Genomic DNA, 26,785 nt, shown 5'->3' on the forward strand with positions numbered 1-26,785 from the left:
CTTGACGTGTTCAGAGGACGACGGGTCAGGAGACGTAGGGTCGGGCCACCCGGCCGTCCCGCAGAGCCAGACCCCACCAGCGGAGCTGGTCGAGCAGGACAGCCGCGTCGCGACGCAGCTCGTCGGTGCACTGCGGTGTCGGCTCGCCCGCGAGCAGGTCGATCCCGACGACGTCGCGCACCGTCATCGCATGCAGCGCGGTGAAGACCGTGCGTAGCTGGTCGACCGCGTGCCGGCCGGTGGACCGACAGCCGTACGACACGAAGCCGACCGGTTTGGCCTGCCACTCGTCGTACGCGTAGTCGATGGCCTGTTTCAGGGGCGCCGGGAAGCTGTGGTTGTACTCGGGGGTGACCACGACGAACGCCTCCGCCCGACCCACCTCGCCGACGAACGCCCGGATGGACGCGGTCGGCTCGGCGGGGTAACTGGCCGGAAAGTCGTACTCGCTCAGGTCAACGACCGTCACCGCCAGGTCGTCGTGCGGCACGGCCTGGTCGACGAACCAGCGGGCGATCCGATCGCCGGCCCGCCCCTCCCGGGTGCTGCCGATGATCACGGCGATCCTCAACTGTGTCATCGCTACCACCTCCCACCCTTCAGGCGCGAGGTGGCGGCCGGCACCCCGCTAGATCCGATCTAGCGGACGGCGTTTCGGAAGCGCGATGTCGGTGGGGTCGGCTTGACTGGGGTCGACGAACAGGGGAGTGGGATGGCTCAGGTACGCATCGAACCGTGGCACGAGGACGACCTCGACCTGCTGCGGGAGCTCAACTCACCGGACACGCGCAAGCACACCGGCGGCCCGGAGACCGACGCGCAGGTGCTTGCCCGGCACGACAGGTACGTGCACTTCGCCGACAACGGGCAGGGCTGCATGTTCACGCTGGTGCTGCCGGACGGCACACGGGCGGGCAGCGTCGGCTACTGGGCCCGCGAGTGGCGGGAGCAACAGGTGTACGAGTTGGGCTGGGCGGTGCTGCCCGCGTACCGGGGAAAGGGGCTGGCCACCGCCGCGGTGCGTGCCGTCGTCGACGTGGCCCGCGCCCGGCGGGACCGGCGCTACGCCCACGCCTACCCCTCGGTCGACAATCCCGCCTCGAACGCGGTCTGCCGTAAGGCCGGGTTCACGCTGCTCGGCGAGACGGGTTTCGAGTACCCGCCGGGGCAGATGATGCGTGCCAACGACTGGCAGCTCGACCTGACCGCCCCGCCGACCGTGGGTTGAGGTCGACGGGGCGGCTGCTGGGAGGTCACCAGGTGGTGTCGAGGCGGTGCCGCTGCTCGGCGGTCAACTCCAGGTCCACCGCTGCCAGGCTCTCCTCCAGTTGTGCCACCGAGGAGGCACCCACCAGCGGGATGGACGGCAGCTCACCGCCCATCAACCAGGCCAGCACCACCTGGTTGACCGTCGCGCCGGTCTGCCCGGCCACGTCCCGCAACGCGTCCAGTCGCCGGGGCGCGCTCGGCAGGTCGTACGCCGCGCCGAGCGGTTTGTCCGCCCGGGTGAACGCCCCCTTGAGCAGTGGCGAGTACGCCACCAGGGTCAGCTCGGGCTCGGCACGCAGATAGCTGAGCAGGTCACCGCTCACACCGCCCGGCTCGCCATCCTGGTCCAGTTCGCTGATCAGGTCGGTGCGGTTCGGCAGGTAGCTGCGGTGGTACTGGAGCACCTCGTACCCCGGCAGGCCTGCGGCGGCGGCCAGCGCGCGAGCCCGCTCGACCCGCCAGGCCCGGTGGTTGCTCGCGCCCAGCAGGCCCACCGTGCCCTCGCCGACCAGCTCGGCGAAGCCCGCCACGGTCTCCTGAAGCGGCACGGTGTGGTCCTCGATGTGCGCGTAGAGCAGGTCCAGCCGCTCCACGCCGAGCCGCTCCCGGCTGCGCTCGGCGGACTCGCGGATCACCTTGGCGGACAGGCCTTCGGGGTTGTCCAGGTAGCTGGTCCCCGGGGCCAGTGGTCGGGCCCCCAGCTTGGTGGCGATGACGATCTCGGCGCCGACACCGCGGCTGCGCCGCCACCGGCCGAGCAACTCCTCACTCTGCCCGCCCTGCCCGCCGTCCTCCCAGAACGCATAGTTGTCCGACGTGTCGATGAACGTGCCGCCGGCCTCGACGTACCGGTCGAGGATCGCGTACGAGGTGGCCTCGTCGGTGGCGCTGCCGAAGAGCATCGCGCCGAGGCTGAGCACGCTGACGTCGCGCCGGGTCGCCGGGTCGGTGCCGATCGTGCGGTACCGCATGGGGATCTCCTCTCGTGCGCCCTACCGGTGGGCGCACGACTCACCCTGCAGGCTGGAGCGCACTCGAGGTCAAGCGGCTCATTCACCAGGGCAGCACGCCGTACCCGCCGCCGGTGTCCATCTGGAAGCCCCAGAGCAGTCCGCTCGGCCCGTCGGCGGGGAGTGTCGCCAGGTGCACGCTGACTTCGGCGCCCTGCTCGGCGGTGCGGAAGCCGTGGTGGCCGTTGAGGTCGGTGGCGCAGTAGCCGGGGTTCGCCGCGTTCACCTTGATCGGGGTGTCCCGCAGTTCCTTCGCGTACATCGCGGTGAGCATGTTCAGCGCCGCCTTCGACGACGGGTACGGCACGGAGGTCAGCGCGAACAACGCGCCGTCCGGGTCGGTCATCACGGCGATCGAGCCGACCTCGCTGGAGACGTTGACGATCCGGGCCGCCGGTGCCCGGCGCAGCAGTGGGAGCAGCGCGTTGGTCACCGTCGCGACCCCGAACACGTTCGTCTCGTACACCTGGCGCATCGTCGCCACGGTCGTCTCGCTGGGCAGCCCCCGCGTGCCGTCCGCGATGATGATGCCGGCGTTGTTGACCAGCACGTCCAGCCGGCCGTACTCCGTCTCCACCAGCTTCGCGGCGGCCGCCACCGACTCGGTGTCGGTGACGTCCAGCGGCACGAACCGGGCGTCCGTGCCGCCGTCGCGCAGCTCGCGTTCCGCAGCCCGGCCCCGATCGGCGTCCCGCGCGCCCACCAGCACGGTCATCCCGAGCCCGCCGAGCTGTCGGGCGGTGGCGAATCCGATTCCCTTGTTGGCCCCGGTGATCAGGGCGGTCGTGTTCGTCATGCCGTCGAGCGTGTCCTCGTGGGCGGCGTCCGGGAAGAGACGGGCCGAGGCTGGGATCAGCGGTACCACCCTCGCTGACCCGGCCCGGGGCATGCTGGGGGCATGACGAGCAGCGGCCTGCGGCGTGACGAACTGGCGGCGTTCCTGCGCACGCGCCGCGCCCGGTTGCGGCCCGCCGAGGTCGGCCTCCCCGACGGGGTACGCCGGCGCACCCCCGGCCTGCGTCGACAGGAGGTCGCCCAGCTCGCCGGGATGTCGATCGACTACTACATCCGGCTGGAGCAGGGCCGCGGGCCGCACCCGTCCCGGCAGGTGCTCGCCGCGATGGCCCGGGCGCTGCTGCTGACCCGGGACGAGCGCGAGTACCTGTTTCGGATCGCCGGGGAGAATCCGCCACCCGCGGGCGGGCCGAGCCGGGAGGTGAGCCCGGGTCTGCGGCACCTGCTCGACGCGATGACCGAAACTCCGGCGTACCTCGTCGACGCCGCGTACCACGTGTTGGCCTGGAACCACCTGGCCACGTACTTCGTGGGGGATCTCGCGGCCGTGCCGGACGCGGACCGCAACATGATCCGCTGGACGTTCCGGCAGCCGGTGACCAGCGGCCACTGGACCGACGCGGAGGTACTTCGATTCGTGCGCAGCACGGTGGCGGACCTGCGGGCCGCCTACGGCCGCTACCCGGCCGACCCGGCGATCCGGGAGCTGGTCACCGAGCTGCTCGGCACCTCGCCCCGATTCGCCCAGCTCTGGGCCGAGCACGAGGTCGGGGAACGCCACCCCATCGTCAAGCGGGTGCCGCACCCCGACCTCGGGCCGTTGGAGTTCGAGTGCCGTGTGCTGCTGGTGCCGGAGACCGACCAGCGGATGATCGTCTACGTTCCCGAACCCGGCTCGGCGACGCAGGCGGCGTTCCGCCGGATCGCCGAGCGCGTGAACTCCTGAGCCGCGTCGCCGAGCGGCGGGCTCAGGTCAGTTGGGGAGGTAGGCGAAGGTGTCTGGATCCGGGCCCTGCCGCCCGGCCTCGCCCTTGTCCAGCTCGGTGATCCGCTCCATCGCCGCGTCGTCCAGCTCGAAGTCGAAGATCCGAGTGTTCTCCTCGATCCGCTTCGGGGTGGTCGACTTCGGGAAGATGATGTCGCCGCGCTGCACGTGCCAGCGGAGCACCACCTGCGCCGGGGTCCGGTCGAGCTGCCCGGCGATGTCGACCACCGTCGGGTCGTTCAGCACCTTGCCCTGCGCGATGGGCGACCACGCCTCGGTGAGGATGTTGTGCTCGCGGCCGTAGGCGCGGACCTGCTCGTTGCCGAAGTACGGGTGCGCCTCGATCTGGTTCACCGCCGGGACGACGCTCGCCTCGTCGGCCAGCCGCTGCAGGTGCGATGCCTGGAAGTTCGACACGCCGACCGAGCGGGCGCGGCCGTCGCGCTGCAACTCCTCCAGCACCTTCCAGGTCGAGACGTAGTCACCGTCGTACAGGGTCGGCAGCGGCCAGTGGATCAGGAACAGGTCGATGTAGTCCATCTTCAGCGCCGCGAGCGTCGAGTCGAACGCCTTGCGGGCGTCGTCGGGGCGGTGGAAGGCGTTGCTCAGCTTGCTGGTCACGTAGACCGCGCCCCGGTCCAGGCCGGAGACGCGTACCGCTTCGCCGACCTCGGCCTCGTTGCCGTACATCTCGGCGGTGTCGATGTGCCGGTAGCCCGCCTCGAACGCCGTGGTCACCGCCGCGACGGTGTCCTTCGGCTCGATCTGGAACACCCCGAAGCCGAGCTGCGGAATGGTGGTGCCGTCGTTCAGGCTGATGTCGGGAATCGTGTTGGCCACTGCGGCTCCTTCGCGTCATCTTCGTTGCCTGTCATCCATACCCGAGCTTGCGGCTGATTCACCGCCCAAACCGGGGTGACGAGCGCAACGTCCGACGCGTTCACCCGGTCGTGTCGAACAGCACCGGCCAGGGCCGGGCCGCCGGCACCGACGTGTCGGGCGGCGCGGGCGGCGCGGGCTCGGCGGCGGCCAGCACCTCGGCGGCGAGCTGCCCGAACATCGACGCCGCCGGGTGTGCCGACCGGTCCGGCCAGGCCGCCGAGGTGCGCTTGGCCAGGGGTGCGTCGGCGATCGGCCGCCAGGCGATCCGGGGTTCCCGTCGTGCCATCGTCGCCGGCTCCACGGCCACCCCGCCTCCGGCCAGCACCAGCCCGAAGAGGAACTCCGGGTTGCGGGCGGGGCGCACCCGGCTCGGGCGCCAACCATGCTGTCGGCACACCACCAGCAGGTGGTCGTGCCAGCCGGGCGCGGTGGCCCGGGGCGCGGCCACCAGATCCAGACCGGCCAGCGACGCGAGCGTCACCTCACGGCCGCGGGCCAGCGGCGAGGTGCGCGGCAGCAGCACCCCCAGGGGTACGTCGACCGGGGCGCCGAAGCGCAGCCCGTCCGCCGTCACGGGGTGGTGCACCAGCCCGACGTCCAGGGTCCGCTCGGTGAGCATCCGCACCTGCTCGGCCGTGGTCAGCTCGTGCAACTCCACGTCCAGGCCGGGTGCCCGGGTGGTGAGCCCGTCCAGCAACGCGCGCAGCGTCACCGCGGGCGTCTCCGGCGGCACCCCGGCCCGGAGTACGCCGAGCTCACCCGCGCGGATCTGGCCCATCAGGTTGCGGAGCCGACCCTCACCGGCGAGCAACTCCTCCGCCTCGCCGAGCAGCAGCTCACCGGCGGTGGTGAGGCGTACCTGGCGGCGGGACCGGTCGAACAACTCGACCGTCAGCTCCCGTTCCAGTCGTTGGATCGACTGGCTCAGTGGCGGCTGGGCCATCCCGAGCAGCTCCGCGGCCCGCCCGAAGTGCAACTCGTGTGCGACAACCACGAAGTGCCGCAGGTGTCGGAGCAGATCCACGGGCGGACCCTACGCCAGCGCCGGCACGACGCCGCTGGATACCGTGCTTGCGTGGACGTGGGGGAGCGCATCGAGACCATCTTCTCCGCCGCCGGGGTGACGGCCAGCATGCACGTCGTCGACCTGGATGCCGTGGATCTGGACGCCGTGGACCTGACGTCCGACGGCCCGGTCGGTGGTGCCCGGGAGGTCGGAGTGCGGGCCGACGAGCAGGTGGTGATCGCTTCGATCTTCAAGATCCTGCTGGTGCTGGAGTTCGCCCGGCAGGTCGAGGCCGGTCAACTGGATCCGACCGAGCGGGTCCTGGTCACCGCCGCCGACCGGCTCGGCGGGTGGGGTCTGGCCGGCTGCACCGACGACGCCGAGGTGTCGCTGCGCGACCTCGCGTACTTCGCCATGTCGGTCAGCGACAACACGGCCGCCGACCTGCTGCTGCGCCGGGTCGGCCTGGACCTGCTGCCGATGCTCGCCGCCGAGCTGGGGCTGACCCGTACCCGAGTCCTCGGCGGTCCTCGGGAGCTGGTCGAGCTGATGCTCGACGACGTGGGCGCACGGACCGAGGCGGAGTTCGCCCGGATCTTCCCCACGCTGCCGGCGGACCGGGTCCGCGCGATGCGGGTCTTCGATCCCGCGCACACCACGTCCAGCACCGCCCGGGACATCACCCGGTTGCTCACGCTGATCTGGCGGGACGAGGCCGGGCCGGCGGCGGCCTGCGCGATGGTCCGCACCTGGATGGCCCGGCAGATCTTCTGGACCCGGCTGGCCGCCGGTTTCCCACCCGGCGTCCGGGTCTCCGGCAAGACCGGCACCCTGCCCGGGTTGCACCTGGAGGCCGGGGTCGCCGAATACCCCGACGGTGGCCGGTACGCCATCGCCGTCTTCGCCCGCGCCGACGAGCTGACCCCACGCCGGATCGACGTGGACCTGGCGATGGGGGAGGCCGCCCGGACGGCTGTGGAGGCGTTGCGTGGCAATTGATTTCACACCGGTCCGAGTGTCGGAGCACCACCACTGAGCAGGTCCGATATGCGGTGAGGTATCGGAGCCGGTCGCCTTCGATCTTGGACCGGAGCCCGGTGGCGCTGGTTGGCTCGTGTCGACCGAACACCCGACCACGGGGAGCAGATCCGCATGCCCAACCTCGACCGCCGTCGCTTCCTGCGTGACGCCGCCGCCACCACCGCCCTGGTCTCCGCCGGCGGTCTCGCCGTCGGCTCCGCCACCCCGGCCCAGGCCGCGCCGCCGGCCGCCGCACCCGCGCCAACCGCCCGCCGTAAGGGCGCGGTCAGCTTCCGTTGGTGGGGTACGGCCGGCTGGCGCGTCGACATCGGCGAGCGGACCGTCCTCGTCGACCCGTACCTCAGCCGGATCGACACCGGGCTGTTCACCGGCCCGTTCAGGACGGACACCCCGTTGACCGTGCGCACGGACGTGATCGATCCGCGCGTCGACCGGGCCACGACGGTGCTGGTCACGCACACCCACTGGGATCACTACATGGACGTGCCCTACATCGCCGGCCGCACCGGAGCCCGCGTGTTCGGCACGCTCACCGCGTACCACCTGGGGTTGGCCTACGGGCTGCCGTCGACGCAGCTCAGCGCCGTGAAGGGTGGGGAGGTGCTGGACTTCGGCGACCACACCGTCGAGGTGGTCGGCTCGCTGCACAGCCGCAACCCCTCGTACTCCGTGGCCTTTCCCGGGGTGCGGGTGAGTCAGCCGGCGCAGCCGGCGACCATCGCGGACCTGCCGGAGGGCGACACGTTGGGCTACCTGCTGCGGGTCGACGGTGGCCCGTCGGTGTACTTCACCGGGGCCAGCGACGTCGCCGAGCGGAACCTCACCGGCCTGGCACCCGACGTGGCGATGGTGGCCATGCAGAACGCCACCACCACCGGCGACTACCTGCCCCGGCTGCTGGCCGGCCTCGACTACCCGAAGGTCGTGGTGCCGGTGCACTACGACAACTTCGAGACGGGGCTGCAGAATCCGCCGCCGGTCGCCACGACCGACCGCGAGCGGTTGAACGACATGATCGCGGCGGTGCGCCGGATTTCGCCGCGCAGCCGGGTGCTGGTGCCCGAGTACGAGACCGCGTACCACTTCTGAGCAGCGCCGGTGGGGGTCGCAGGGCCGCGACCCCCGCCGAGGTCAGGCGGCGGCCATCTCCGCCAGGGCCCGCACCGACTTCCAGTTGCGGGTGGTGGAGACCACGGCGAGCTTCTTCTCCAGGTACGCGTTGGTGAACTTCGACCGCCCGTAACCGCCGTCGACGAAGTGCAGGAAGACCTCCCGGCCGGTCACCGTGAACGACACGTTCTCGCTGCCGGGCACGGTCAGGGCGTCCACGGTGGCCTTCTTCGGCGGGGTCGCGAGGAAGGCCACCAGCAACCTCGTCGGGTCGTCCTCCCGATCGGCGTACGGGTTGCCGCCGGCCACCGCCGCCAACTCCCGGCCGCTGCGCACCAACACCGGCACGGTCAACGCCAGCTCGTCGGCGAGCGCCCGCTCGATCCCGGCGGCCAGCTTCTCGGCGTCGCGCACACTGCTGCCGAAGGCCACGTTGCCGCTCTGCAGGTACGTCTTGACGTCCTCGTGCCCGAGATCGGTGACGATCCGGCGCAGGTCGGCCATCGCCAGCCGGGTACTGCCGACGTTGACCCCGCGCAGCAGGGCGACGTACCGGGTCATGGCTCCTCCTCGGGTGCGGGCGATCCGGTCAGCCTAGGTCGGTCGACCTCGACCCGCCGGGACCGACCAGACCCGTTTCGTAGGCGACGATGACCAGTTGCGCCCGATCGCGCACGGCCAGCTTGGTCAACAGGCGCCCGACGTGCGTCTTGACCGTGGCCAGGCTGAGACTGAGGTGCGCGGCCATCTCCGAGTTGGACAGGCCCCGGGCGATCAGCGCGAGCACCTCCCGTTCCCGCTCGGTCACCCCGTCGAGGCGGCGCGGCAACGGTCGGGCCGGCTCCGGCTGCCGGGCGAACTCGTCGATCAGCCGGCGGGTCACCGTGGGCGCGAGCAGCCCCTCGCCGGCGGCGACCACCCGGATCCCGGTCAGCAGGTCCGCCGGTGGGGTGTCCTTGAGCAGGAAGCCGCTGGCTCCGGCGCGCAGCGCACCGTAGACGTACTCGTCCAGGTCGAACGTGGTCAGGATGATGATCCGGGTGCCGGCTGTCGCCGGGTCGGCGCAGATCCGTCGGGTCGCCTCGATCCCGTCCATCTCCGGCATCCGTACGTCCATCAGCACCACATCCGGCCGGTGCTGTCCGGTCAACGCGACGGCCTCCACGCCGGTGCCCGCCTCGGCGACGGTGGTGAAATCCGGGGTCAGGTCGACCAACAGCCGGAAGCTGCCGCGCAGCAGCGCCTGGTCGTCGGCGATCAGCACGCGGATCACGTGGCCACCCGGTAGGGCAGGCGGGCCGTCACGGCGAAGCCTCCGCCGGAGCGGGAGCCGGCGGTGAACTCTCCGCCGTGCAACGCCACCCGTTCCCGCATGCCGGTCAGGCCGTGCCCCTCCCCGCCGGTCAGGACCGGCCGCCGGCCGTCGTCGGTCACCTCCACCCGCACCTCGTCGGGCGTGACGGTCACCGTTGCCCGGCAGGCGGCCGGGGCCGCGTGCTTCACCACGTTGGTCACCGCCTCCTGCACGATCCGGTACACGGCGAGACTCACCGACTCGGGCACCACGGCGGCCGGTTCCTCCCGTCGCACGTCGAGCTGAACGTCGACGCCGCCGATCGCCGCCTGTCGGGCGAGCACGGGCAGCTCGTCCAGTCCGGGCGTCGGCGCGTACGGGGTGCCCTCGCGCAGTACGCCGAGCACCCGACGTACGTCGGTCAGCGCGTTGCGACCGGTCTCTTCGATCACCCGCAGGGCGGCACCCGCCTCGCGGGGGTCGGCCTCGGCGACATGGTTGGCCACGGCCGCCTTCACCACGATGAGGCTCAGCGTGTGCGCGACCACGTCGTGCAGCTCCCGGGCCACCCGCAGCCGCTCTTCGGTGGCGGCCTGACGGACCAGGTGGTCACTCTGCCGGGCGGCGAGGGCGCGTCGCTCCCGAATCAACCAGCCGATCAACCAGGCTGGCGTGATCATGACGGCGGCATAGCCGACCGCACCCGTACGCGACCACAGGTCGCCCGCGGTCAGCACCAGGCCGACGCTGACCAGGGCGAGGCAACCGGCGGCGCAGAGCACCGACCGGCGCGTGGCCGTCGACGCCGCCACCGTGTAGAAGGACAGGCCGATGGCGAACGCCGGTGCGGCGGCGGCGAAATTGGGAATCACCCCGGTGATCAGGGCAACGGTGGTGACGAAGCTGATCACGACGGCGACGGTGATCGGCCAGCGCCGCCGGACGGCCAACGGCAGCCCGATGGCCATCCCGACGAGGACGGATACCCAGAGCGGCTCGCGTACGCCACCGTGCAGCGGCGATTCGAGCGCCGCGTACGGGCAGAGCAGCCCGCCGACCGCCACGGCGAGCAGGACGTCCACGATGTACAGCTCCGTCGGCCTCAGCCGTCGGGACAGCAGTAGAGCGGTCACCCGACAAACGGTATCGGCCCGCCGGGTTGGTGGCGTCCACCCGTGGGCCGTCATCCTCGGGAACGACGTCCGGTCGCGGATCGGGCCGCGCCTCCGCCTGGGGGAGGGTCGGAAAGTGTCCGCACCGGCACGACGCGCCGCACCTGCCGGAACCGGCACCGTGGCGGTCATGACCACAGACACGGTGACCCTGACGGGGCTGCGGGCGGTGTACGGCACCGGGACCCGGCGGGTGACGGCGCTCGACGGCGTGACCACCAGCTTCGCGAGCGGCACGTTCACGGCGGTGATGGGCCCGTCGGGCTCGGGGAAGTCCACCCTGCTGCACTGCGCGGCGGGGCTGGACAGCCCGACCGAGGGGATCGTCACGATCGACGGCACGCGCCTGAACGACCTGGGCGAGAACGCACTGACCCGCCTGCGGCGTGACCGGATCGGCTTCGTGTTCCAGGCGTTCAACCTGGTGTCCACGCTGACCGCCGCGCAGAATGTCGAGTTGCCGTTGCGCCTGGCCGGTCGCCGCCCGCCAGCCCGGGACGTCACCGCCGCGCTCGACGCCGTGGGACTGGCCGACCGGGCCGGGCACCGGCCGAGTGAGCTGTCCGGCGGCGAGCAGCAGCGGGTGGCGGTAGCCCGAGCGTTGATCACCCGTCCGGCGGTGGTCTTCGCCGACGAGCCGACCGGGGCACTGGACAGCGCGTCCTCCCGGCAGGTGCTCCGGCTGCTGAGAGCGCTCGTCGACGACCACGGGCAGACCGTGGTGATGGTGACCCACGATCCCGCCGCCGCCGCGTACGCCGATCGGATCCTCCTCCTCGCCGACGGCCGCGTCGTCGACGAGCTGACCGGCGGTATCACCGCGGCGGCCGTCGCCGCGCGGATCGCCGAGCGGGAGACGGTCCCGGCGCAGACTGCCGCGGTGCGGTCGTGCTGAGCATCCGGCACGGCCGCGGTGCGGTCGTGTCGAGCATCCGGCACAGCCGCGGCGCGGTCGTGTCGAGCATCCGGCGGTCGGCCAGCGCGTTCGTGGCAGTCGCCATCGGGGTCGCGCTGGTCGCGACCACCACCCTGCTCCTCGCCTCCGGACGCCCGCAGGTGCCGGATCGACTCGCGCAGGCGGCGGTCGTGGTGCAGAGCCCCGAGGCGGGTGCCTTGGGTGACTCGTTCGTGCCGACCCGGCCCTGGTCCGCGACCAGGGCGGCCGAACTCACCAGCAGGCTGGCAGGTCTGCCGGGCGTCGCGGCGGCGCTGCCGGACCGGACCTTCTACGCCCAACCGCTCGTCGACGGCCGCCCACCGGCAACGGATGCCCAGCGGGAGGACGCCCACCAGGGGCACGGCTGGTCCAGCGCCCGGCTGGGCGGACTACGCCTCACGGCCGGTGAGCCGCCCCGGAAACCTGGCGAGGTGGTCGTCGACCGCGCGCTTGGACTGCGGGCTGGTGCGCCGATCACCCTGCTGACCGCGGCCGGCCCCGAGCCGTACACCGTCACTGGTCTGGTCGACGCGCCCGGCGTCCATGTCGCGGACGAGGTCGCTGCCGCGCTCGCACCCGGCGTCCGGGCCATCGGCCTGGTGCTGACGCCGGGCGCCGATCCGGAGCAGGTCGCCGTGGCCGCCGGCGGTGTCGTCGGCGCTGACGGCAAGGTGCTGACCGGCGACGCGCGTGGCGCGTTGGAACCGCGAGGTGACGCCCGCACCCGGTGGATCGGGATGCAGGTGCTCACCGCCACGGCGGCTCTCGCCGGCTTCGTCACGATCTTCGTGGTCTCCTCCACCTTCGCGTTCACCATCGCGCAGCGCCGCCGTGAGTTGGGCCTGCTACGCGCCGTCGGTGCCACCCCTGGCCAGATCCGCCGCATGGTGTACGCCGAGGCGCTCACGGTCGGCGCCTCGGCCGGGCTCGTCGGCCTGTTGGTGGGCCTGGTGCTCGCACCGGCGCTGGCCGGGCCGCTCGTCGACGTCGGTCTTGAGCCATCGACCTTCCAGGTCGGGTACGCCCTCTGGCCGATCGCGGTCGCGCTCGCCGCCGGGCCGGTGATCGCACTGCTGGCCGTCTGGTCGGCGTCGCGCCGGGCGGCACGGATCCGACCGCTGGAGGCGTTGCGCGAGGCGGCGCTGGAACAGCGGCCGATCGGGTGGCTGCGCGTCGCCACCGGTGCGCTTCTCGTCGCGGCGGGCGGCGCTCTCAGCGTCGGGACGGCGACTGCCGACGAGGCCCGCATCGCGGGGCAGTACGCCCTGTACGCGGTGATGGCGCTGGTGGCCGGCGCTACCGTGCTCGCCCCTGCCGTGGTCAGGCCGGTGGTGCGACTGCTGCGTTCTCCGGTGCGGCGGCGCGGTGGGGCGATCGGAATGCTGGTCCGGGGCGGGGCGTTGACCGCGACCCGGCGGACGGCGTCGATCGCCGCGCCGGTGCTGCTCACGGTGGCGTTCGCGGTGCTGGTGTCCGGGATGGTGCGGACCACCACCGCCGCGTACGCGGCAGGGCGGGCGGACAACGTGAACGCTGGCTGGATCGTGGTTCCCGACCGGGCGCCCGGCCTGTCGGACCAGGCAGTCGCCGCGACAGGTGGCACCGCCCTCCTGCCGACCACCGTCTATCGCACCGATCCCGGAACATTGCCGGAGAACCGGCCCCTGACCGCGCTCGGCGTGGACGCGGCGGGGTTCGCCGCCGCGAATCGGGCGCTCACCGTCGTCGCCGGCTCCCTGAACGACCTACGTGGTGACGACACGGTGGTGGTCACCGCCTCGACGAACCTGCTGCCGTCCCAGCCGTACGCGTTGGTCTTCGCCGATGGGACCTCGGTGTCGTTGCGCGTCGTGGCCGTCGTCACCGACGACTCGCTCCCCGGCGACCTCCTCCTGCCCCGGGCCGTGGTGCGAACGCACGACCCGTCGGCGCTGACCTCCACGGTGTACGTCCGGGACCGGATCGATCCTCCGGCCGGCGTGCGGATCGTCGACGTCGCCACCTGGGCGGCCGAGGCGGACGCCGCCGAGGACCGCCTCGTCTGGCTGTTCACGCTGTTGCTGATCGGTGTGTCGGCTGGTTACGGGGCCATCGCGGTGGCGAACACGCTGCTGCTGGCCGCCGCCGGCCGGGCCGCTGACCTCCGGCTGATCCGGTTGGCCGGGGCGACCCGGCGGCAGGTCATCTGGCTCGTCACGGCCGAGTCCGCCCTGGTGGTGCTGATCGGCGCGCTGCTCGGCGGTGCTGTCTCTTTCGTCGGTCTGCTGAGCATCCGCGCGGGGCTCGCCGACCAGGTCGGCGCACCGGTCGACCTGGTGGTGCCGTGGTCGGTGGTTGCCGGCGTGGTGGGGCTGTGCCTGCTGTTGGCGGCGTTGGCGAGCGTGCTGCCGACGTGGCGGTCGCTGCGTCACCGTCCCGCGCGGTCATCGGTCGGCGTCGTCGGATGACCGCGTCCGCGCCCCCCGACACCGCGGTCGGACCGCTACCGTCCACTGATGCGATTCGCGCGGCCGGTCGGGCTGCTCCTCTCCGCCGCAGCCGTCGTGCTCTGGGCGATCGGCATGACCGTGCTGCAACCGCTGACCGAGCCGATCGGCCCATGGTCGGAGAACCTGCCGGGCAACAACGCCTACTGGGCGCGCGACCTGCGGTTCATGGCGATCATGGCGGTGACACTGGGGCTGGTGCTGGCGGGCCGGGGGCAGTTGCGCTGGAGCGGCCCCGCGGTGCTGCTCGGCGGCTGCTGGGTCGCCGGCGACGTCGCGATCGACCGGTCCGATCCGACCGGCGTCGAGGCGACGGTGCTGCTCGCGGTCGGGGGGTGTGCCGTGCTCGGCGTGCTCGCGGCGTTCCTGCTCTGGCAGGACCGGGGTACGCCACCAGCCACCGACCGGAAGGCGTTGACCGGCGCGGCCTGTGTGGCCGGGGTGCTGACGCTCGTGGCGGCCGGCATCGAGTCACCGACCGACCGGGAGCCGGAGCTGAACCAGGGTGCCCTGGCCACCGCCGCGCTGCTGGTCGTGCTGGCCGTCGGTGCCGCGCTGGCGGCGGCCCCGCAGCGTTCCCGGGCCCGCGTCGGGTTGGCGGCCGGCCTCGCCGTGGTGGCCGTGCTCGGCGCCGCGTTGGTCCGTGCCGACCCGCCCGGCGAACGGGCGCTGCAGGAGCTCGCGCTCGGAACGGTGTTGCTCACCGGGGTCACGCTCGTGGCCTGGGACTGGCCGGGCGGCCGGCCGATCTGGCGGCACCACGCACTGGCTGCCCTCGCCGCGCTGGTGGGGCCGGCGGCATTCCTGCTGGCCACGGCCATCCCCATGATGATCCTGCTGCCGATCGGGGCGGCGTTCACCGCGCTGGCCGGCAACAGCCCGATCAACGCCGCCGACTCCGACCTGCTGATCTCGCTGTGCGGGCTGCTCTCCGGGCTCGCGATGGCGTTGCTGCTGGCGTGGCCATCCGCGCTCGGCTACCGGCCCGGTCCGCCGAGGTAGTGCCGGTCACTCGACGACCGGCAGCACGACCTCGTTGCGGCGCAGGAACCACGGCTTCCACGGCGGATCGAAGCGCGCGTACCGGATGGCGCCGGTGGGTTGCAGCCCGGCCGCGGTGACCGACCGGCCGAGCAGGGTGGCCCGTTGGCCGAACGCCTGCTCGGTCCACCGCCCGGAGAAACGCATCGCCGCGGCCAACTGCGCCGGGACCTCGCGGATCCGCACCCGGGCGTCCACCGGCTCGGGCAGGGTGGCGGCGGTGAAGGTGACCGGCATGACGAACTGGACCAGGTAGGCGCCCGGCCACTCGCCCTCCACCTGGATCACCGGCGCGGTCATGGCGATCTTCTCCGAGCCGCTGACCGCGGGCAGCGCGGGCGTGGCCGTCGGAGGCGGATGCCGGGCCCGGTTGGCACCCCCGATGTACGCGGTCAGCGGCCGGAACGCCTCTATCGGCGCCCGGGTGAACGACGCCTGGATCTGCATCTCGGCCACCAGGTGGGCCGGGTACCGGCGCAGCTCGAAGCCGGGGTGTCGGGACACCACCCGGTACGGCTGCTGTTCGGTCATCGCGCGGCTCCCAGGATCTCCTGGGTCAGACGCTACCGCCCGTCTGGCTCCCACTCGGCCGAAGTCGTCTGCTCCGGCCGGGGGGCGACCGCCCGCGCGTTCAACCGCCAGTACTGCCGTTTGCCCTCGTCGCGCAGCACCACACCGATCAGACCCAGTTCCCGGCGCAGCTCCCGGGCGTCGTCGCGGCGATCCTTGCCGAGCGCCCGCTCGCGCGCACGCAGCAGTGCGTCCGCGCCAGCGGGCAGCCCGGGCAGGTCCGGCACCCAGAGCCGGTACGCCGACCGGTGCGGGTCGTCGTCCGCCCACCCCCAGCCGTGCGTCCGGAAGGCCTCGGCCAGCTCGGCGGCGGACAGGTCGGTCGGCTCCCGGGCCAGCTCCGCGCCGTCCGCGTCGAGCAGCACCAGGTGCTCGTCGGCCAGGAAGACCACCCGGGTGTCGACCCGGGCGATGCTCCGGTCCTGGTCGGAGCGGCGCAGCCGAACCTGCGCCGCGTCGACGGTGACGATCAGCCTCTCGGCGGTGCCGACCCCGGCGACGACAAGTCCGGCCAGTACGCAGACCGCGATCGTGCCGAAGGTGGCCTGCGGCTCGGGCAGCCGGTCCAACCACTCGATCAGGCCCTTGAACGGCACCCAGGGCAGCCGGGCGAGCCAGCCGGTCGTCGCCGCGAGGAGCCATCCGATGCCCGCACCGAGCAGCGGGAAGCCACCCCACATGACCACCAGGTCCCACGGTCCGGCGGTGACCACGGTGCGGGGGCGGTGACCTGAGAGGTCCATGGTCAGGACACCTCGCGGCGCAGCGTTCGGTACAGGCCCGCGGCGAGCGGGAGGACCATCCAGACCAGCAGGGAAACGACCATCCGCCCCCACTGTTCGCCGGTGACGGCGTCGCTGCTGAACAGCGGTTCCATGGTCTTGCTGGTGTCCAACCATTCGGACGGGCCGCGCAGGGGTTTGACCATCTCGCCGAGCACTCCCCAGAGGGTGGGCAGCAGCAGGTAGCCGACGATGGCCAGCGGTGGGTTGAGCAACAGCAGACCAAAGGCGGCACCCATCAGCACGCCGGTGACCTGGAGGATCACCGCGTTCAGCAGCAGCGACCCGTCGAGCTGCCAGGTGCCCGCGCCACCGGTGGCGGACGCCACCAGCGTGCCGGCGGCGGCGACGACGAGGCTGGTCAGCACCGAGGCGAGCGCGGTCAGCATCACGGCGTTCAGCTTCGCGGCGACCACCCGCTCCCGGCGGGGCACCAGGGCGTAGGTGGTGAGGGCGGTCCGCTGGGACCACTCGCTGGTGATCGACAGGATGCCGAGCACCGGCAGCAGCACCCCGACCGGCAGCAGCGAGGGAGTGAAGAAGTTGAGGAAGGTCTGGTCGGCGTCGTTCGCGTAGATCAACTGCAGGATGACGATCACGGCGGTGACCAGGCCGATGGTGATCAGCAGCCAGCGGCCAGCCCGGGTGTCGACGAGCTTGCGCAGTTCGACGACGGTGAGCCGGAGCAGCGACGGACGGCGTACCGGGGTGTGCTGGCGTGGCGCGACGACGCCGTCGGCGGGCGCGGTGGTGGTGGTCATCGGACGGACTCCTTGGTGGATTCGCCGGCGGTCAGGGTGAGGAAGAGTTGTTCGAGGCCACCGCCGCTGGCGGGGCGCAGCTCGGCCAGCGCGACACCGGCGTCGGCGGCGGCCTGACCGACCGCCTCGGCGTCGGCCTGCACGAGCAGCCCTTCGGAGCTGTCGGCGGCGCTCAGCCCGGCCACCTCCAGCGCCCGGCGCAGCGCCGCGCTGTCGCGGGCCCGGACGACCGTGCCGCCGCCGGCCAGCAACTCGTCCTTGTCGCCCTGGGCCACGATCCGGCCGCCCCCGATCACCACCAGCCGGTCCGCGACCGCCTCCACCTCACGCAGCAGGTGGGAGGAGAGCAGCACCGTTCCACCCCGGTCGGCGAAGTCACGCAGCAGGCCGCGCATCCAGAAGATCCCCTCCGGGTCCAGGCCGTTCGCCGGCTCGTCGAGGATCAGCACCCGCGGGTCGCCGAGCAGCGCGTGCGCCAGCCCGAGCCGCTGGCGCATGCCCAACGAGTACGCCCGTACCCGTCGCTTCGCGGCCACCGCGTTCAACCCGACCAGGTCGAGCTTCGCGGCGACCTCGCGCCGGTCCAGACCCATGGTGTACGCGGACAGCGTCAACGCCTCGCGGCCGGTCCGCCCGGCGTGCTGGGCGGAGGCGTCCAGCAGCACCCCGACCTCCCGCCCCGGGTTGGGCAGCTCCCGGTAGGGGCGCCCGGAGACGGTGGCGCGGCCCGCGCTCGGCGCGGTGAGTCCGCAGATCATCCGCATGGTGGTGGACTTTCCGGCGCCGTTGGGGCCGAGGAAGCCGGTGACCGTGCCCGGCTCGCAGTGGAAGGACACGTCGTCCACGGCCGGGTGTGGCCCGTATCGCTTGGTGAGGTTCTCTACGGTGATCATGTCGTTGAGCCTGCCCGCGCCGCCCGGTCATCCGCTTCGGCCACCGGTCGGTGCCGCGTCGACCTTGGTCGAACGGCGGGTCTCGACTTTGGTAGCTGGTCGTGTCGCCCCTCGGCTGCCTAGCATGGCGTCGTGACCAGCCTCGCCGTACCAGAGCACCCCTGGCTGTTGCCAGGGGAACTGGTCGTGCCGGCTGAGCGTGGGCGTAGGCGTCCGCGCCGCACCATGCGCGACTGGATCGTGGACAGCATCGCGTTCCTGGTCTCCCTGCTCTGGGTGCTGTTCGCCACCGCTGACGCCCTGTCGCCCGACCCGTCGATGAGCACACCACTCCCGCACGACTGGATGACCGGCGCCGACGCCCTGATCGGGCTGGTCTGCTGCGGGCTGCTCTGGTTGCGCCGCCGGTGGCCACTCGGGCTGGTGGTGGCGACGACACCGCTGACCCTGTTCTCGTTGGCCGCCGCCATCCCGCTGCTGATCTTCTACTTCACGGTGGTGGTGCACCGACGGACGGCCGTTGCGATCGCGGTCACCGGTGCCGGCCTCGTCACCAACATGGTCTTCAGTTGGCTGCGCCCGGACCCGAACATGCCGTACTGGGCCACCGCGTCGTGGGGCGTGGTGCTCAGCTTCGCCGTGCTGGCCTGGGGGATGTTCGTCCGGGCCCGACGGCAGTTGATCGTTTCGCTGCGCGAGCGGGCCGAGCGGGCCGAGTCGGAGCAGCAACTGAGGGTCGCGCAGGCCCGCCACCTCGAACGCACCCGGATCGCCCGGGAGATGCACGACGTGCTGGCCCACCGGATCTCGCTGCTCAGCCTGCACGCCGGTGCTCTCGAGTTCCGCCCGGACGCGCCGGCGGACGAGGTGGCGCGGGCGGCTGGAGTGATCCGCGGCAGCGCGCACGCCGCCCTCCAGGACCTGCGGGAGGTGATCGGGGTGCTCCGGGCCGAGGACGACAAGAGCGACGCCCCCGAGCCACCGCAGCCCACCCTCTCCGACCTACCGGCCCTGATCGCCGAATCGCGGTCGGCCGGGGTGCGCGTCAACGTCAGCGACACCGTCGCCAGGTCGGGGGAGGTGCCGGCGGCGCTGGGCCGGGCCGCGTACCGGATCGTGCAGGAGGGGCTGACCAACGCCCGTAAGCACGCGGCCGGCGCGGCGGTCACCGTGGACGTGGCCGGTGGGCCGGGAAACGGGCTGACCGTGGCGATCGGTAACCGGTGGCCGGTCGGTCCACCGCCCGATGGCACTCTGCCGGGCGCGGGCACCGGCCTGGTCGGCATCAGTGAGCGGGTCACGTTGGCCGGTGGCCGGCTCGCCTACGGCCGGGACGACGCGGGTGACTTCCGGCTGGCCGCCTGGCTGCCGTGGCCAGCGTGACGGGGCCTCCCGGGCCTTCCGGGGTGACGGGCGCTTCCGGGGTGGCCGGGCCTGAGTCGGCCGTGCCGTCGGTGCGTGTCCTGATCGTGGACGACGACGCCCTGGTCCGGGCCGGGCTCTCGATGATCCTCGGCGGCCTGCCGGACCTGACCGTGGTCGGCGAGGCGGCCGACGGCGGCGAGGTGCCGGCCGCGGTCGCCGCGTACGCGCCGGACGTGGTGCTGATGGACATCCGGATGCCACGGGTGGACGGGCTGACCGCCACCGAGGCGCTGCGTGCCCAGCCGCACCCGCCGGAGGTGCTGGTGCTGACCACCTTCGACGCGGACGAGCAGGTGCTGCGCGCACTACGCGCCGGTGCGGCTGGCTTCCTGCTCAAGGACACGCCGCCGGCGGAGATCGTGCACGCCGTACGCCGGGTGGCGGCCGGTGAGGCGACGCTCTCCCCGACGGTGACCCGGACGCTGATCGCCCACGTGACCGCCGCCGCCCCCGGCCCGGTCGGCCCCGACCCGCGCCGGGAGCGGGCGCTGCGGCTGCTCAGTGGGCTCAGTGAGCGGGAGCGGCAGGTGGCGGTCGCGCTGGGGCGGGGCCAGACCAACGCGGAGATCGCGGGCGAGCTGTTCATGAGTGTGGCGACGGTGAAGGCGTACGTCTCCCGGCTGCTGACCCGGCTCGACCTGAACAACAGGGTCCAGGTGGCCCTGCTCGTGCACGACGCCGGCCTGGTCTGACCGAAGGCCGCGCAGCGGAGCCGTCGTCGACGGGTTGCACGTTCTGTCGCCGGAGGATCTGCTTACCGCGTACCGGATTTGAACTTTCGTCCGATGCCGGCCGTACCACTGGCCGAGGATGTCGGTGCGGTGAGTCCGCCGTACCGCTGCCGAGCTGCGGGAGGCCTGCCGTGCGTGTTGGTGTGCAGTCGACGGATCCCATCGATCAGGTACTGGGTGAGGTGCCGCTGCCGGCACAGCTGACCCCGGAGGATGTTCGGCTCGCGGTCCGGGCGGTGGTCGTGCACACCGCCGAGGAGTGGCCCACCGGGCCGCTGTGCCGCAACGACGGCGCGTCCTACCCGTGTCGCCTCCACCGCTGGGGGCGACGGGTGTTGGAGACACACGGGCTCAACGAACGGCAGATCGATGCGGTGATCCGGCACGGCAACCCGTTCGTCCACGTGCCCTTCCCGTTCACGGCGACCGGGCCGTCGCGGCCGCAGGCCCCGCGGGTCGTCCCGCCGGGGGCACGGCCCACCGCTGCTGGCCGGCCGGTGACACCCCCCGTCACCGCGCCGCGCTGGCCCCGGGCGAGCTGAGCGCCCCACCCGCGCGCCCACCCGACCGGGGCGACGTGACGTCGGCCCGACGCGAAGATCCCCCTCCGCGTCGGGCCGACGTCGCTCTGACCGGCCGGCTCAGTCGTTGCCGGCCCCGATCCCGCAGTCCGGCGCGGACCAGCTCGTCGTGTTCGAGCTGTTGTCGCTGTTGTTCTCCCGACGCGAGTCGACGTGCACGTGGTCGTCGTGGTCGGGGTAGCCCGGCCCGTAGATTCCGCTGAAGCCGTTGTTACGGGCACCGCGGGCGACCTGGCACAGCGAGGACGACCGCGAGGTGATGTCGGCCGCGTTGCCGTACAGGTGCTGGCTGTCGGACGCGCCGCCGACCTGGTTGTTGCAGGCGCGGCTGCGGAAACCGCTGGACACGTCGAGCGGTTTGTCGCCGAGGCTCTTGCGCAGCGCCTCCAACTTCCACATGGTGCGCAGCGCGTTCTGCCGGGTCTGGGCCGCCGAGAGCGGGCCACCGCTGTATCCGGACCCGCCGCACCCGTTGTCCAGCTCGTTGTAGCTGAAGTGCGCGGGCGTGCAGTCGTTGTCCTGGAGTTGGTACAGCTTGGCATAGGTCTGCGGTCCGGCGACGCCGTCGGCGCGCAGCCCGTACGCCTGCTGGAATCGCTTGACCGCGGCGGCGGTCTTCGGTCCGTAGCGGCCGTCGTTCTCCACGATGTCCCGGTTGCCGGCCCAGCCGGCGACCCGGATCTGCAACTGGCGGACGTCGTCGCCTGAGCGACCCTGGTACAGGTTGCGGTTCCAGGTGTAACAGCCGTCCGCGTGCGCTGCTGGTGCGGCGACCACCGTGGCGATCGCTGCCCCGGGCAGCGCCAGGGCGAATGCGACGGCAACTCGCTTCAAGGTGTTTACGCGCACAGAAGTCCTCCCGATAGGAGAGCGAATGGGGTGGCACCGGAACATCGACCGAGAAGTCCCGTGATTTCCACCCTGGCACTGATGAGTGCGGTTGGAGGTGATTAACGAGAATCGTCCTCACAATCTGTGGTACCTGGGTATTGACTGGGAATTCGCCTGATTTGCGAAACAGCCATTCACTACCGATCGGCCCTGGTGAGGTCAAGCACGGTCAAGCGCACCGAACGTCGCAATCCGTTACACCGAGGGTGATGTTTCCTGGCCGATGGCGGGCGGTAACGTCAGCCCCGGGCGGCGGACTGGCGGAGGTGCACGTGGCACGCGGTGGCGTCTTCTGTGTCGAGGGTCAGTGGCACCGCGACCTCAACGAGCGGGGCTCCGTGTTGCCCACCCTCGAGTTGCTGGAGCGACTGGGCAAGATCCGCTTCATCCACAAGGACGCGGCCACGCGCGACGAGCTGTTCTACTTCCTGGACCGCTGGCTGCTCAAGCAGTACGCCGACCACCGGGTCGGCTTCTTCGCCATGCACGGAGAGCCGAGCCGGCTCTGCCTCACCGACTGGCAGTCGGTGGAGCTGAACGAGGTGGCCGAGCTGATGGCCGGCCGCGCCGAGGGGCGCCGACTCTATTTCGGCAGTTGCTCGGTGCTGCGGGCCTCGGACGCGGTGCTGCGCGAGTTCCTGCAGGTCACCGGAGCCGCTCTGATCTGCGGTTTCACCCGAGAAGTCGACTGGGTCGAATCGGCGGCCTTCGAAACCGTCCTGCTCGACGTGCTCGCCAACGGCCAGCGGCACAATGCCGCCGAGTTGCGAATGGGCTCCGCCCACTGGGCCCCGCTCGCGTCGTACCTCGGCTTTCGGGTGATCTACGCCAGCGGTCGGGCCTGGCGCCCGTCCGGCCGCCCCCGGGTGCCCACCCAGGCCGTCCACCGCTCCGCGGCCCGGCCTCGTTGACCCGCCGTCGCCGCTGCGCCCGCACCTGGTAGGAACGAGAGATGGCGCGCAACATCGCAAAGAACACCCGGGTCGACCGGGACGCCCTGCTCGATTTCCTCCGGTCGCGACACCGCGTCGTGCTGATGACCACCCGGGCTGACGGCCGCCCGCAGTCGTCCCCGGTCTCCGCGGGGATCGACGGGCAGGGCCGGCTGGTCGTCTCCACCTACCCGGAGCGGGCCAAGGTGACAAACATCCGGCGCGACCCCCGGGTCTCGGCGTGCGTGCTCAGCGACGACTGGGACGGCCCCTGGGTGCAGATCGACGGCACCGCCGAGGTGCTCGACCTGCCCGAGGCGCTGGACCCGTTTGTCGAGTACTTCCGCAGCATCGCCGGCGAGCACCCGGACTGGGACGACTACCGGGCGGCGATGGTGCGCCAGGGCAAGTCGTTGATCCGGGTCACGATCGACGCCTGGGGCCCGATCGCCACCGGAGGCTTCCCGGCACGCCTCGCCGACTGAGGCCGATCGTGTTCGGGAGGCCAGCGCGACGTCACAACCACGTCGACTGACGACGAACGCGGACACCCGAGGCGGAGGTCATGGGGTGGGACCGCCGCGCTGCCCCACATCTGGGGCAGCTCTACAGCGGCGGCGACAGACGGGTCGGGTCGGCGGCCTGACCGTCCGGCGTCGCTGCCGCGAGGTCTGTGGAGGTCAGCGCCGAGCGGCCCGGCAGTCGTCTCGGTCAGTCGACCAGCGCGGCGTAGACGAGCTGGCGCAGCTGGGAGCGGAGCGGGTAGGTGCTCGATGGCATCAGCTGGGTGAACAGCAGCGCGGTGATCTCCTCGGCCGGGTCCACCCAGAACGCGGTGCTGGCCACCCCACCCCAGTAGTACTCGCCGACGCTGCTCGGCACCCGGCTGGGGATCGGGTCGTCGACCACCGCGAACCCGAGGCCGAAGCCGATCCCGTCCAGGGTCGTCTCGGCGAAGCCGCCGGTGGACAGCGTGCCCAGGTCCTGACCGCCGGGCAGGTGGTTGCGGGTCATGAACCGCACCGTGCGCGGCCCGAGCAGCCGAACCCCGTCCAGCTCGCCGCCGCGCAGGAGTAGCTGGGTGAAGCGGTGGTAGTCCGAGGCGCTGGAGATCAGACCGCCGCCGCCGGAGAGCAGGGCCGGCTTGCGGTGCGCGAGCGCGCCGAGGCTGTCGTAGCGGACCGCCCGGCCGCTGCGCGGATCCGGTACGTAGAGCGCGGCCAGCCGCTCGGCCTCGTCGCCGTCCACCCACCAGCGGGTATCGGTCATGCCCAGCGGGCCGAAGATCCGGTCGGCGAAGAGCGCGTCGAGGCTCTGCCCGGAGATCACCTCGACGAGCCGGCCGAGCACGTCGGTGGCGACGGAGTAGCCCCAGGCCGAACCGGGCTGGAACAGCAGCGGCAGCTCGCCGAAGGCCGCGCAGGCGCCGGCCAGGTCGACGTCCGACGGCGGGTACAGGTCGTAGCCGGCGGCCCGGTAGAGCCCGTCGACCACCGAGGTCTGCATGAAGCCGTACGTCAGGCCGGCGGTGTGGGTGAGCAGGTGCCAGACCCGGATCGGCTCGATCGCCGGCACGGTGTACGGCTTGAGCGTCGATCCCTTGGAGTAGACCCGCAGGTCGGCGAACTCCGGCAGCCAGCGGCTGATCTCGTCGGTCAGCTCGAAGCGGCCCTCCTCCCACAGCATCATCGCCGCGACCGAGGTGACCGGCTTGGTCATCGAGTAGATCCGCCAGAGCGTGTCGGCCTCGACCGGCGCTCCCGACTCCCGGTCGGCCAGCCCGTACGTCGAGGAGTGCGCCACCTCGCCACGGCGGGTGACCACCACCTGCCAGCCTGCCAGCCGGCCGTCGTCGACGTACCGGCCGAAGTGCTCGTCGATCCGGGCCAACCGCGCCGGGTCGAAACCGATCTGATCCGGGTCCTTGCTCCGAGCCACACTCACGTCGCCGAACCTACTAGCCGGTACGCCGCTGCCGAAAGGGGGCCGCCACTAGAGACACCGGGCGCAGGGTGTCGCTGGTGCCCACTAGCCTGGCCGGATGCCGGAGTTGACCGAGGACGTGACCTTCCGCCACGAGGACTGGTACGGCGAGGAGTTGACCGACCGGCATTTCGTGGGTTGCGAGTTCTTCGACGTGGACCTGACCGAGGCGGTGAGCCGGGGCGCGGTCTTCACCGGGTGCACGTTCGGCAACGTGCAGTTCAACGCCTCGCGGCACGTCGACTCCGCCTTCACCCGTTGCGTCTTCCGGCGGTGCAACTTCTTCGAGGCCGAGTTCACCGGCTGCAAGCTGGTCGGGAGCACCTTCATCGAGTGCGACCTGCGCCCGTTGGCCGTGGACGGCGGCGACTGGTCCTTCGTCGCGCTGCCCGGCGCCGACCTGCGGGGCGTCCGGCTGACCGGGGTACGGATGCGCGAGGTGGACCTGACCAGGGCCAATCTCACCGGGGCGACGGTCACCGGTGTCGACCTCTCCGGCGCGCAGCTGCTCAACGTCCGACTCGGCGGCGCTGACCTGCGCGGCAGCGATCTCACCGCGCTCGACCCGACGGTCGTCGAGCGGGCCGGTGCCATCATCGACGCCGAGCAGGCCATGGTCATCGCGCAGTTGCTCGGTTTCCGGATCGGCTGACGCGAAATCCGCTCGCGGTGCAGGTGGTCCCCGTCCGAGCGGGCCACGTTGTCCGACCGCGTCCGACGGCGGGCTGGACACGTCCGGCAGTCCGGATCTAGCGTGTCGTCCACACCGGTACAAACGTGAAACGGCCCACAGTGGACGGTGTGGTCCGCGACGGCCGACGACGCCGGCCGGGCGGTGGAGGTGGAGGGGTCGGTGGCCGACGAAGATCGCACGCAGGCGCAGAGCCGCACCGCGCTGCGCCGGGTTACCCGTGCCCGACAGCGGCGACGTTGGGCGGTCTCGGGGGTTGCCGTACTCCTCTGTCTGGTGGTGTTGATCTCTTACCTCAGCAGTCGGTCCGACCCGGAGCCCGGCGGCGACCAGGCGGGCCGCTCGGGCGACGTGCCCGCCGGCGCCGCCCGTGCCACCGGTCTCCCGGCCACCGACGGGCGCACCGGTGACGCGGGGCCGGCGATGCCCGGCCTGCGTCCGCGCCAGCGCCCACCCTCGCCCGACCCGACACCGTCGGCCAGCCCGCCCGTCACGCCGCCGGCATCACCCGGGCCGCCGCTGCTGTCGGTGACGCAGGGGGAGATGCCCGCAGAGGTCGACCTCACCGCCGTCGGCACCCGGGACTGGATGCACTGGGGCGAGCGTGGCGGCAGGTCGACGGTCCGTAAGCGCTCCGGTTCCGGGGAGATCATCGACGGAGGTGGCGCCGGCAAGCGGGTCGGCTGGGACGGCAACCAGGAGTACGTCCGCTGGTCCGACGGCTCGTCGGAGCGATCGGCGAGGCACAGCTCCAATGGCGTCTACACCTGCGGCGCCGGCAACGGGTTCACCCTCGCCGTCGCGGGCAGCGGTGAGCCACGCATCGTCCAGGTCTACGGCGGCATCTGGATGGCCCGGGGGCGCCTCGAAGCGCGGCTGTCCACGGGTGGGCCGTCCCGCACGGCGGTGCTGGAGGACCCGTACACCAGCCAGAGCGCTCAGTTCACGATCCGGTTCGAGGTGCCGAAGGGCGCCCGACTGCTGCTGACCTGGACCGTCGAGAAGGTCTTCACCCCGCACTGCGGCAACGTCGGCCTCCAGGCCGTGGCGGTTCGCTGACCGACCGATCGCACAGCGGGACAGTTTGTCCGTCGCGTACGGTCGAGGAGGTCGTAACTTTCTGCTGTCCCCATCCGACCATCCAGTGTGGAGGCAGCGGAGATGAGTAGCAGTACCGCCCACCGCGTCCGTCGTACCGCTTCGTCCGGTGCCCGTGCAGCGTCCGGGGACGTGCTCCGCGACATCCCCCTGCCGCCATACGTGACGGGCGAGGACACCCAGTTCGCGGTGCGGGCGGTGGTGGTCCATGCCCCCCAGCGGTGGTCCGGAGGTGTGGTCTGTCGTAACGACGCCAGCCCGCACCCGTGCCGCCTGCACCGCTGGGGCACGCGGGTGCTGGCGCTGCGAGGGCTGCGGGCTGCCGACATCGCCGCGCTCATCGAGCGCGGCGATCCGACGGCGGTGGTCCCCCCACCGGACCGTCCGGCCTGAGCCCGCGTCCGGCCGGGAGGCGCGGG

At 72.1% G+C, this 26,785-nt stretch carries 29 protein-coding genes; 15 read left to right on the forward strand and 14 right to left on the reverse strand.

The features are described from left to right. Nucleotides 1–25: 25 nt before the first annotated feature. Nucleotides 26–580 (reverse strand): NADPH-dependent FMN reductase, encoded by a 555-nt coding sequence (locus HNR20_RS19430; protein ID WP_184181837.1) that lies wholly within the window; start codon nt 578–580, stop codon nt 26–28. 132 nt (nt 581–712) lie between these two features. Between HNR20_RS19430 and HNR20_RS19435 the strand changes: the two genes are divergently transcribed. Then, entirely contained in the window at nt 713–1,228 is a 516-nt protein-coding gene (locus tag HNR20_RS19435; RefSeq protein WP_184181839.1) for a GNAT family N-acetyltransferase, read from the forward strand. Between the two features lie 25 nt (nt 1,229–1,253). Here the strand turns inward: HNR20_RS19435 and HNR20_RS19440 are convergent, their stop codons facing one another. After that, on the reverse strand, nt 1,254–2,240 hold the full coding sequence (locus tag HNR20_RS19440; protein ID WP_184181842.1) for an aldo/keto reductase: 987 nt from the start codon (nt 2,238–2,240) through the stop codon (nt 1,254–1,256). An 82-nt stretch (nt 2,241–2,322) separates the two neighbouring features. Further along, entirely contained in the window at nt 2,323–3,075 is a 753-nt protein-coding gene (locus tag HNR20_RS19445; RefSeq protein ID WP_184181844.1) for an SDR family oxidoreductase, read from the reverse strand. A gap of 102 nt (nt 3,076–3,177) precedes the next feature. Here HNR20_RS19445 and HNR20_RS19450 point away from each other — a divergent pair, with 102 nt between their 5' ends. Beyond that, the gene (locus tag HNR20_RS19450) at nt 3,178–4,020 is read left to right on the forward strand and encodes a helix-turn-helix transcriptional regulator (RefSeq protein ID WP_184181846.1); all 843 of its coding nucleotides are present in this window, start codon (nt 3,178–3,180) and stop codon (nt 4,018–4,020) included. Nucleotides 4,021–4,047: 27 nt separating this feature from the next. On the opposite strand, the gene HNR20_RS19455 is transcribed toward HNR20_RS19450, so the two are convergent. Both HNR20_RS19455 and HNR20_RS19460 read right to left on the reverse strand, forming a co-directional pair. Continuing rightward, entirely contained in the window at nt 4,048–4,899 is an 852-nt protein-coding gene (locus tag HNR20_RS19455) for an aldo/keto reductase (RefSeq protein WP_184181848.1), read from the reverse strand. A 100-nt stretch (nt 4,900–4,999) separates the two neighbouring features. Further along, nucleotides 5,000–5,965, reverse strand: coding sequence for a LysR family transcriptional regulator (locus HNR20_RS19460; RefSeq protein ID WP_184181850.1), 966 nt, complete (start codon nt 5,963–5,965; stop codon nt 5,000–5,002). A 51-nt stretch (nt 5,966–6,016) separates the two neighbouring features. Here HNR20_RS19460 and HNR20_RS19465 point away from each other — a divergent pair, with 51 nt between their 5' ends. Beyond that, nucleotides 6,017–6,946, forward strand: coding sequence for a serine hydrolase (locus tag HNR20_RS19465; protein WP_184181852.1), 930 nt, complete (start codon nt 6,017–6,019; stop codon nt 6,944–6,946). A gap of 153 nt (nt 6,947–7,099) precedes the next feature. Next, the gene (locus tag HNR20_RS19470) at nt 7,100–8,077 is read left to right on the forward strand and encodes an MBL fold metallo-hydrolase (protein ID WP_184181854.1); all 978 of its coding nucleotides are present in this window, start codon (nt 7,100–7,102) and stop codon (nt 8,075–8,077) included. Between the two features lie 42 nt (nt 8,078–8,119). Here the strand turns inward: HNR20_RS19470 and HNR20_RS19475 are convergent, their stop codons facing one another. Genes HNR20_RS19475 through HNR20_RS19485 form a run of 3 tightly spaced genes read right to left on the reverse strand, consistent with a single transcriptional unit; the run spans nt 8,120 to nt 10,525 of the window. Beyond that, entirely contained in the window at nt 8,120–8,659 is a 540-nt protein-coding gene (locus tag HNR20_RS19475; RefSeq protein ID WP_184181856.1) for a DUF1697 domain-containing protein, read from the reverse strand. A gap of 28 nt (nt 8,660–8,687) precedes the next feature. Continuing rightward, nucleotides 8,688–9,371, reverse strand: a complete 684-nt coding sequence (locus HNR20_RS19480; protein ID WP_184181858.1) for a response regulator — start codon at nt 9,369–9,371, stop codon at nt 8,688–8,690. After that, nucleotides 9,368–10,525, reverse strand: a complete 1,158-nt coding sequence (locus tag HNR20_RS19485; RefSeq protein WP_229686968.1) for a sensor histidine kinase — start codon at nt 10,523–10,525, stop codon at nt 9,368–9,370. The genes HNR20_RS19480 and HNR20_RS19485 overlap by 4 nt, the downstream gene beginning before the upstream one ends. 169 nt (nt 10,526–10,694) lie before the next feature. On the opposite strand from HNR20_RS19485, the gene HNR20_RS19490 reads away from it, so the two are divergent. From HNR20_RS19490 to HNR20_RS19500, 3 genes are read left to right on the forward strand one after another with little or no spacing between them, the layout of a single operon-like run. Further along, nucleotides 10,695–11,459, forward strand: coding sequence for an ABC transporter ATP-binding protein (locus tag HNR20_RS19490; RefSeq protein WP_184181862.1), 765 nt, complete (start codon nt 10,695–10,697; stop codon nt 11,457–11,459). Continuing rightward, the gene (locus HNR20_RS19495; protein WP_229686967.1) at nt 11,453–13,948 is read left to right on the forward strand and encodes an ABC transporter permease; all 2,496 of its coding nucleotides are present in this window, start codon (nt 11,453–11,455) and stop codon (nt 13,946–13,948) included. The genes HNR20_RS19490 and HNR20_RS19495 overlap by 7 nt, the downstream gene beginning before the upstream one ends. 48 nt (nt 13,949–13,996) lie before the next feature. Beyond that, on the forward strand, nt 13,997–14,989 hold the full coding sequence (locus HNR20_RS19500; RefSeq protein ID WP_184181864.1) for a hypothetical protein: 993 nt from the start codon (nt 13,997–13,999) through the stop codon (nt 14,987–14,989). Nucleotides 14,990–14,995: 6 nt separating this feature from the next. Here HNR20_RS19500 and HNR20_RS19505 read toward each other — a convergent pair whose 3' ends face one another. The 4 genes from HNR20_RS19505 to HNR20_RS19520 are packed head-to-tail and all read right to left on the reverse strand — an operon-like array spanning nt 14,996 to nt 18,034. Then, the gene (locus HNR20_RS19505) at nt 14,996–15,559 is read right to left on the reverse strand and encodes an SOUL family heme-binding protein (protein WP_184181866.1); all 564 of its coding nucleotides are present in this window, start codon (nt 15,557–15,559) and stop codon (nt 14,996–14,998) included. 32 nt (nt 15,560–15,591) lie between these two features. Continuing rightward, complete coding sequence (locus HNR20_RS19510; RefSeq protein WP_184181869.1) at nt 15,592–16,341, reverse strand: YqeB family protein; 750 nt, start codon at nt 16,339–16,341, stop codon at nt 15,592–15,594. 2 nt (nt 16,342–16,343) lie between these two features. Further along, complete coding sequence (locus HNR20_RS19515; RefSeq protein WP_184181871.1) at nt 16,344–17,141, reverse strand: ABC-2 transporter permease; 798 nt, start codon at nt 17,139–17,141, stop codon at nt 16,344–16,346. Further along, complete coding sequence (locus HNR20_RS19520; protein ID WP_184181873.1) at nt 17,138–18,034, reverse strand: ABC transporter ATP-binding protein; 897 nt, start codon at nt 18,032–18,034, stop codon at nt 17,138–17,140. The genes HNR20_RS19515 and HNR20_RS19520 overlap by 4 nt, the downstream gene beginning before the upstream one ends. Nucleotides 18,035–18,166: 132 nt before the next feature. On the opposite strand from HNR20_RS19520, the gene HNR20_RS19525 reads away from it, so the two are divergent. The 3 genes from HNR20_RS19525 to HNR20_RS19535 all read left to right on the forward strand — a co-directional run bounded on the left by HNR20_RS19525 (nt 18,167) and on the right by HNR20_RS19535 (nt 20,732). Then, nucleotides 18,167–19,417, forward strand: a complete 1,251-nt coding sequence (locus HNR20_RS19525) for a sensor histidine kinase (protein ID WP_184181876.1) — start codon at nt 18,167–18,169, stop codon at nt 19,415–19,417. Then, nucleotides 19,396–20,151 (forward strand): response regulator transcription factor, encoded by a 756-nt coding sequence (locus HNR20_RS19530; RefSeq protein ID WP_184188706.1) that lies wholly within the window; start codon nt 19,396–19,398, stop codon nt 20,149–20,151. The genes HNR20_RS19525 and HNR20_RS19530 overlap by 22 nt, the downstream gene beginning before the upstream one ends. 170 nt (nt 20,152–20,321) lie before the next feature. Further along, nucleotides 20,322–20,732, forward strand: coding sequence for a hypothetical protein (locus HNR20_RS19535; protein ID WP_184181878.1), 411 nt, complete (start codon nt 20,322–20,324; stop codon nt 20,730–20,732). Between the two features lie 99 nt (nt 20,733–20,831). Here the strand turns inward: HNR20_RS19535 and HNR20_RS19540 are convergent, their stop codons facing one another. Beyond that, nucleotides 20,832–21,620, reverse strand: coding sequence for a D-Ala-D-Ala carboxypeptidase family metallohydrolase (locus tag HNR20_RS19540; RefSeq protein ID WP_184181880.1), 789 nt, complete (start codon nt 21,618–21,620; stop codon nt 20,832–20,834). Between the two features lie 314 nt (nt 21,621–21,934). Here HNR20_RS19540 and HNR20_RS19545 point away from each other — a divergent pair, with 314 nt between their 5' ends. Together HNR20_RS19545 and HNR20_RS19550 are read left to right on the forward strand one after the other, a co-directional pair. Then, complete coding sequence (locus HNR20_RS19545) at nt 21,935–22,573, forward strand: DUF6642 family protein (RefSeq protein ID WP_184181882.1); 639 nt, start codon at nt 21,935–21,937, stop codon at nt 22,571–22,573. A 41-nt stretch (nt 22,574–22,614) separates the two neighbouring features. Continuing rightward, complete coding sequence (locus HNR20_RS19550; RefSeq protein ID WP_184181884.1) at nt 22,615–23,079, forward strand: PPOX class F420-dependent oxidoreductase; 465 nt, start codon at nt 22,615–22,617, stop codon at nt 23,077–23,079. Nucleotides 23,080–23,305: 226 nt separating this feature from the next. Here the strand turns inward: HNR20_RS19550 and HNR20_RS19555 are convergent, their stop codons facing one another. Continuing rightward, a complete protein-coding gene (locus tag HNR20_RS19555) occupies nt 23,306–24,538 on the reverse strand; it encodes a serine hydrolase domain-containing protein (protein ID WP_184181886.1) in 1,233 nt (410 codons plus the stop codon). Nucleotides 24,539–24,635: 97 nt separating this feature from the next. Here HNR20_RS19555 and HNR20_RS19560 point away from each other — a divergent pair, with 97 nt between their 5' ends. The 3 genes from HNR20_RS19560 to HNR20_RS19570 all read left to right on the forward strand — a co-directional run bounded on the left by HNR20_RS19560 (nt 24,636) and on the right by HNR20_RS19570 (nt 26,759). Then, nucleotides 24,636–25,229 (forward strand): pentapeptide repeat-containing protein, encoded by a 594-nt coding sequence (locus tag HNR20_RS19560; protein WP_184181888.1) that lies wholly within the window; start codon nt 24,636–24,638, stop codon nt 25,227–25,229. A 201-nt stretch (nt 25,230–25,430) separates the two neighbouring features. After that, nucleotides 25,431–26,327 carry a hypothetical protein gene (locus HNR20_RS19565; protein ID WP_184188708.1) on the forward strand — a complete coding sequence of 299 codons (897 nt, stop codon included), beginning with the start codon at nt 25,431–25,433 and terminating at the stop codon, nt 26,325–26,327. A gap of 102 nt (nt 26,328–26,429) precedes the next feature. After that, on the forward strand, nt 26,430–26,759 hold the full coding sequence (locus HNR20_RS19570) for a hypothetical protein (RefSeq protein WP_184181890.1): 330 nt from the start codon (nt 26,430–26,432) through the stop codon (nt 26,757–26,759). Nucleotides 26,760–26,785 lie beyond the last annotated feature (26 nt).

The sequence above is a fragment of the Micromonospora parathelypteridis genome (assembly GCF_014201145.1).
Taxonomy (GTDB): Bacteria; Actinomycetota; Actinomycetes; order Mycobacteriales; family Micromonosporaceae; genus Micromonospora; species Micromonospora parathelypteridis.

Coding starts and splice junctions, on each gene's coding strand:
- HNR20_RS19430 (WP_184181837.1), bottom strand. CDS start 580: ATGACACAGTTGAGGATCGCCGTGATCATCGGCAGCACCCGGGAGGGG.
- HNR20_RS19435 (WP_184181839.1), top strand. CDS start 713: ATGGCTCAGGTACGCATCGAACCGTGGCACGAGGACGACCTCGACCTG.
- HNR20_RS19440 (WP_184181842.1), bottom strand. CDS start 2,240: ATGCGGTACCGCACGATCGGCACCGACCCGGCGACCCGGCGCGACGTC.
- HNR20_RS19445 (WP_184181844.1), bottom strand. CDS start 3,075: ATGACGAACACGACCGCCCTGATCACCGGGGCCAACAAGGGAATCGGA.
- HNR20_RS19450 (WP_184181846.1), top strand. CDS start 3,178: ATGACGAGCAGCGGCCTGCGGCGTGACGAACTGGCGGCGTTCCTGCGC.
- HNR20_RS19470 (WP_184181854.1), top strand. CDS start 7,100: ATGCCCAACCTCGACCGCCGTCGCTTCCTGCGTGACGCCGCCGCCACC.
- HNR20_RS19475 (WP_184181856.1), bottom strand. CDS start 8,659: ATGACCCGGTACGTCGCCCTGCTGCGCGGGGTCAACGTCGGCAGTACC.
- HNR20_RS19490 (WP_184181862.1), top strand. CDS start 10,695: ATGACCACAGACACGGTGACCCTGACGGGGCTGCGGGCGGTGTACGGC.
- HNR20_RS19500 (WP_184181864.1), top strand. CDS start 13,997: ATGCGATTCGCGCGGCCGGTCGGGCTGCTCCTCTCCGCCGCAGCCGTC.
- HNR20_RS19505 (WP_184181866.1), bottom strand. CDS start 15,559: ATGACCGAACAGCAGCCGTACCGGGTGGTGTCCCGACACCCCGGCTTC.
- HNR20_RS19510 (WP_184181869.1), bottom strand. CDS start 16,341: ATGGACCTCTCAGGTCACCGCCCCCGCACCGTGGTCACCGCCGGACCG.
- HNR20_RS19515 (WP_184181871.1), bottom strand. CDS start 17,141: ATGACCACCACCACCGCGCCCGCCGACGGCGTCGTCGCGCCACGCCAG.
- HNR20_RS19520 (WP_184181873.1), bottom strand. CDS start 18,034: ATGATCACCGTAGAGAACCTCACCAAGCGATACGGGCCACACCCGGCC.
- HNR20_RS19550 (WP_184181884.1), top strand. CDS start 22,615: ATGGCGCGCAACATCGCAAAGAACACCCGGGTCGACCGGGACGCCCTG.
- HNR20_RS19560 (WP_184181888.1), top strand. CDS start 24,636: ATGCCGGAGTTGACCGAGGACGTGACCTTCCGCCACGAGGACTGGTAC.
- HNR20_RS19570 (WP_184181890.1), top strand. CDS start 26,430: ATGAGTAGCAGTACCGCCCACCGCGTCCGTCGTACCGCTTCGTCCGGT.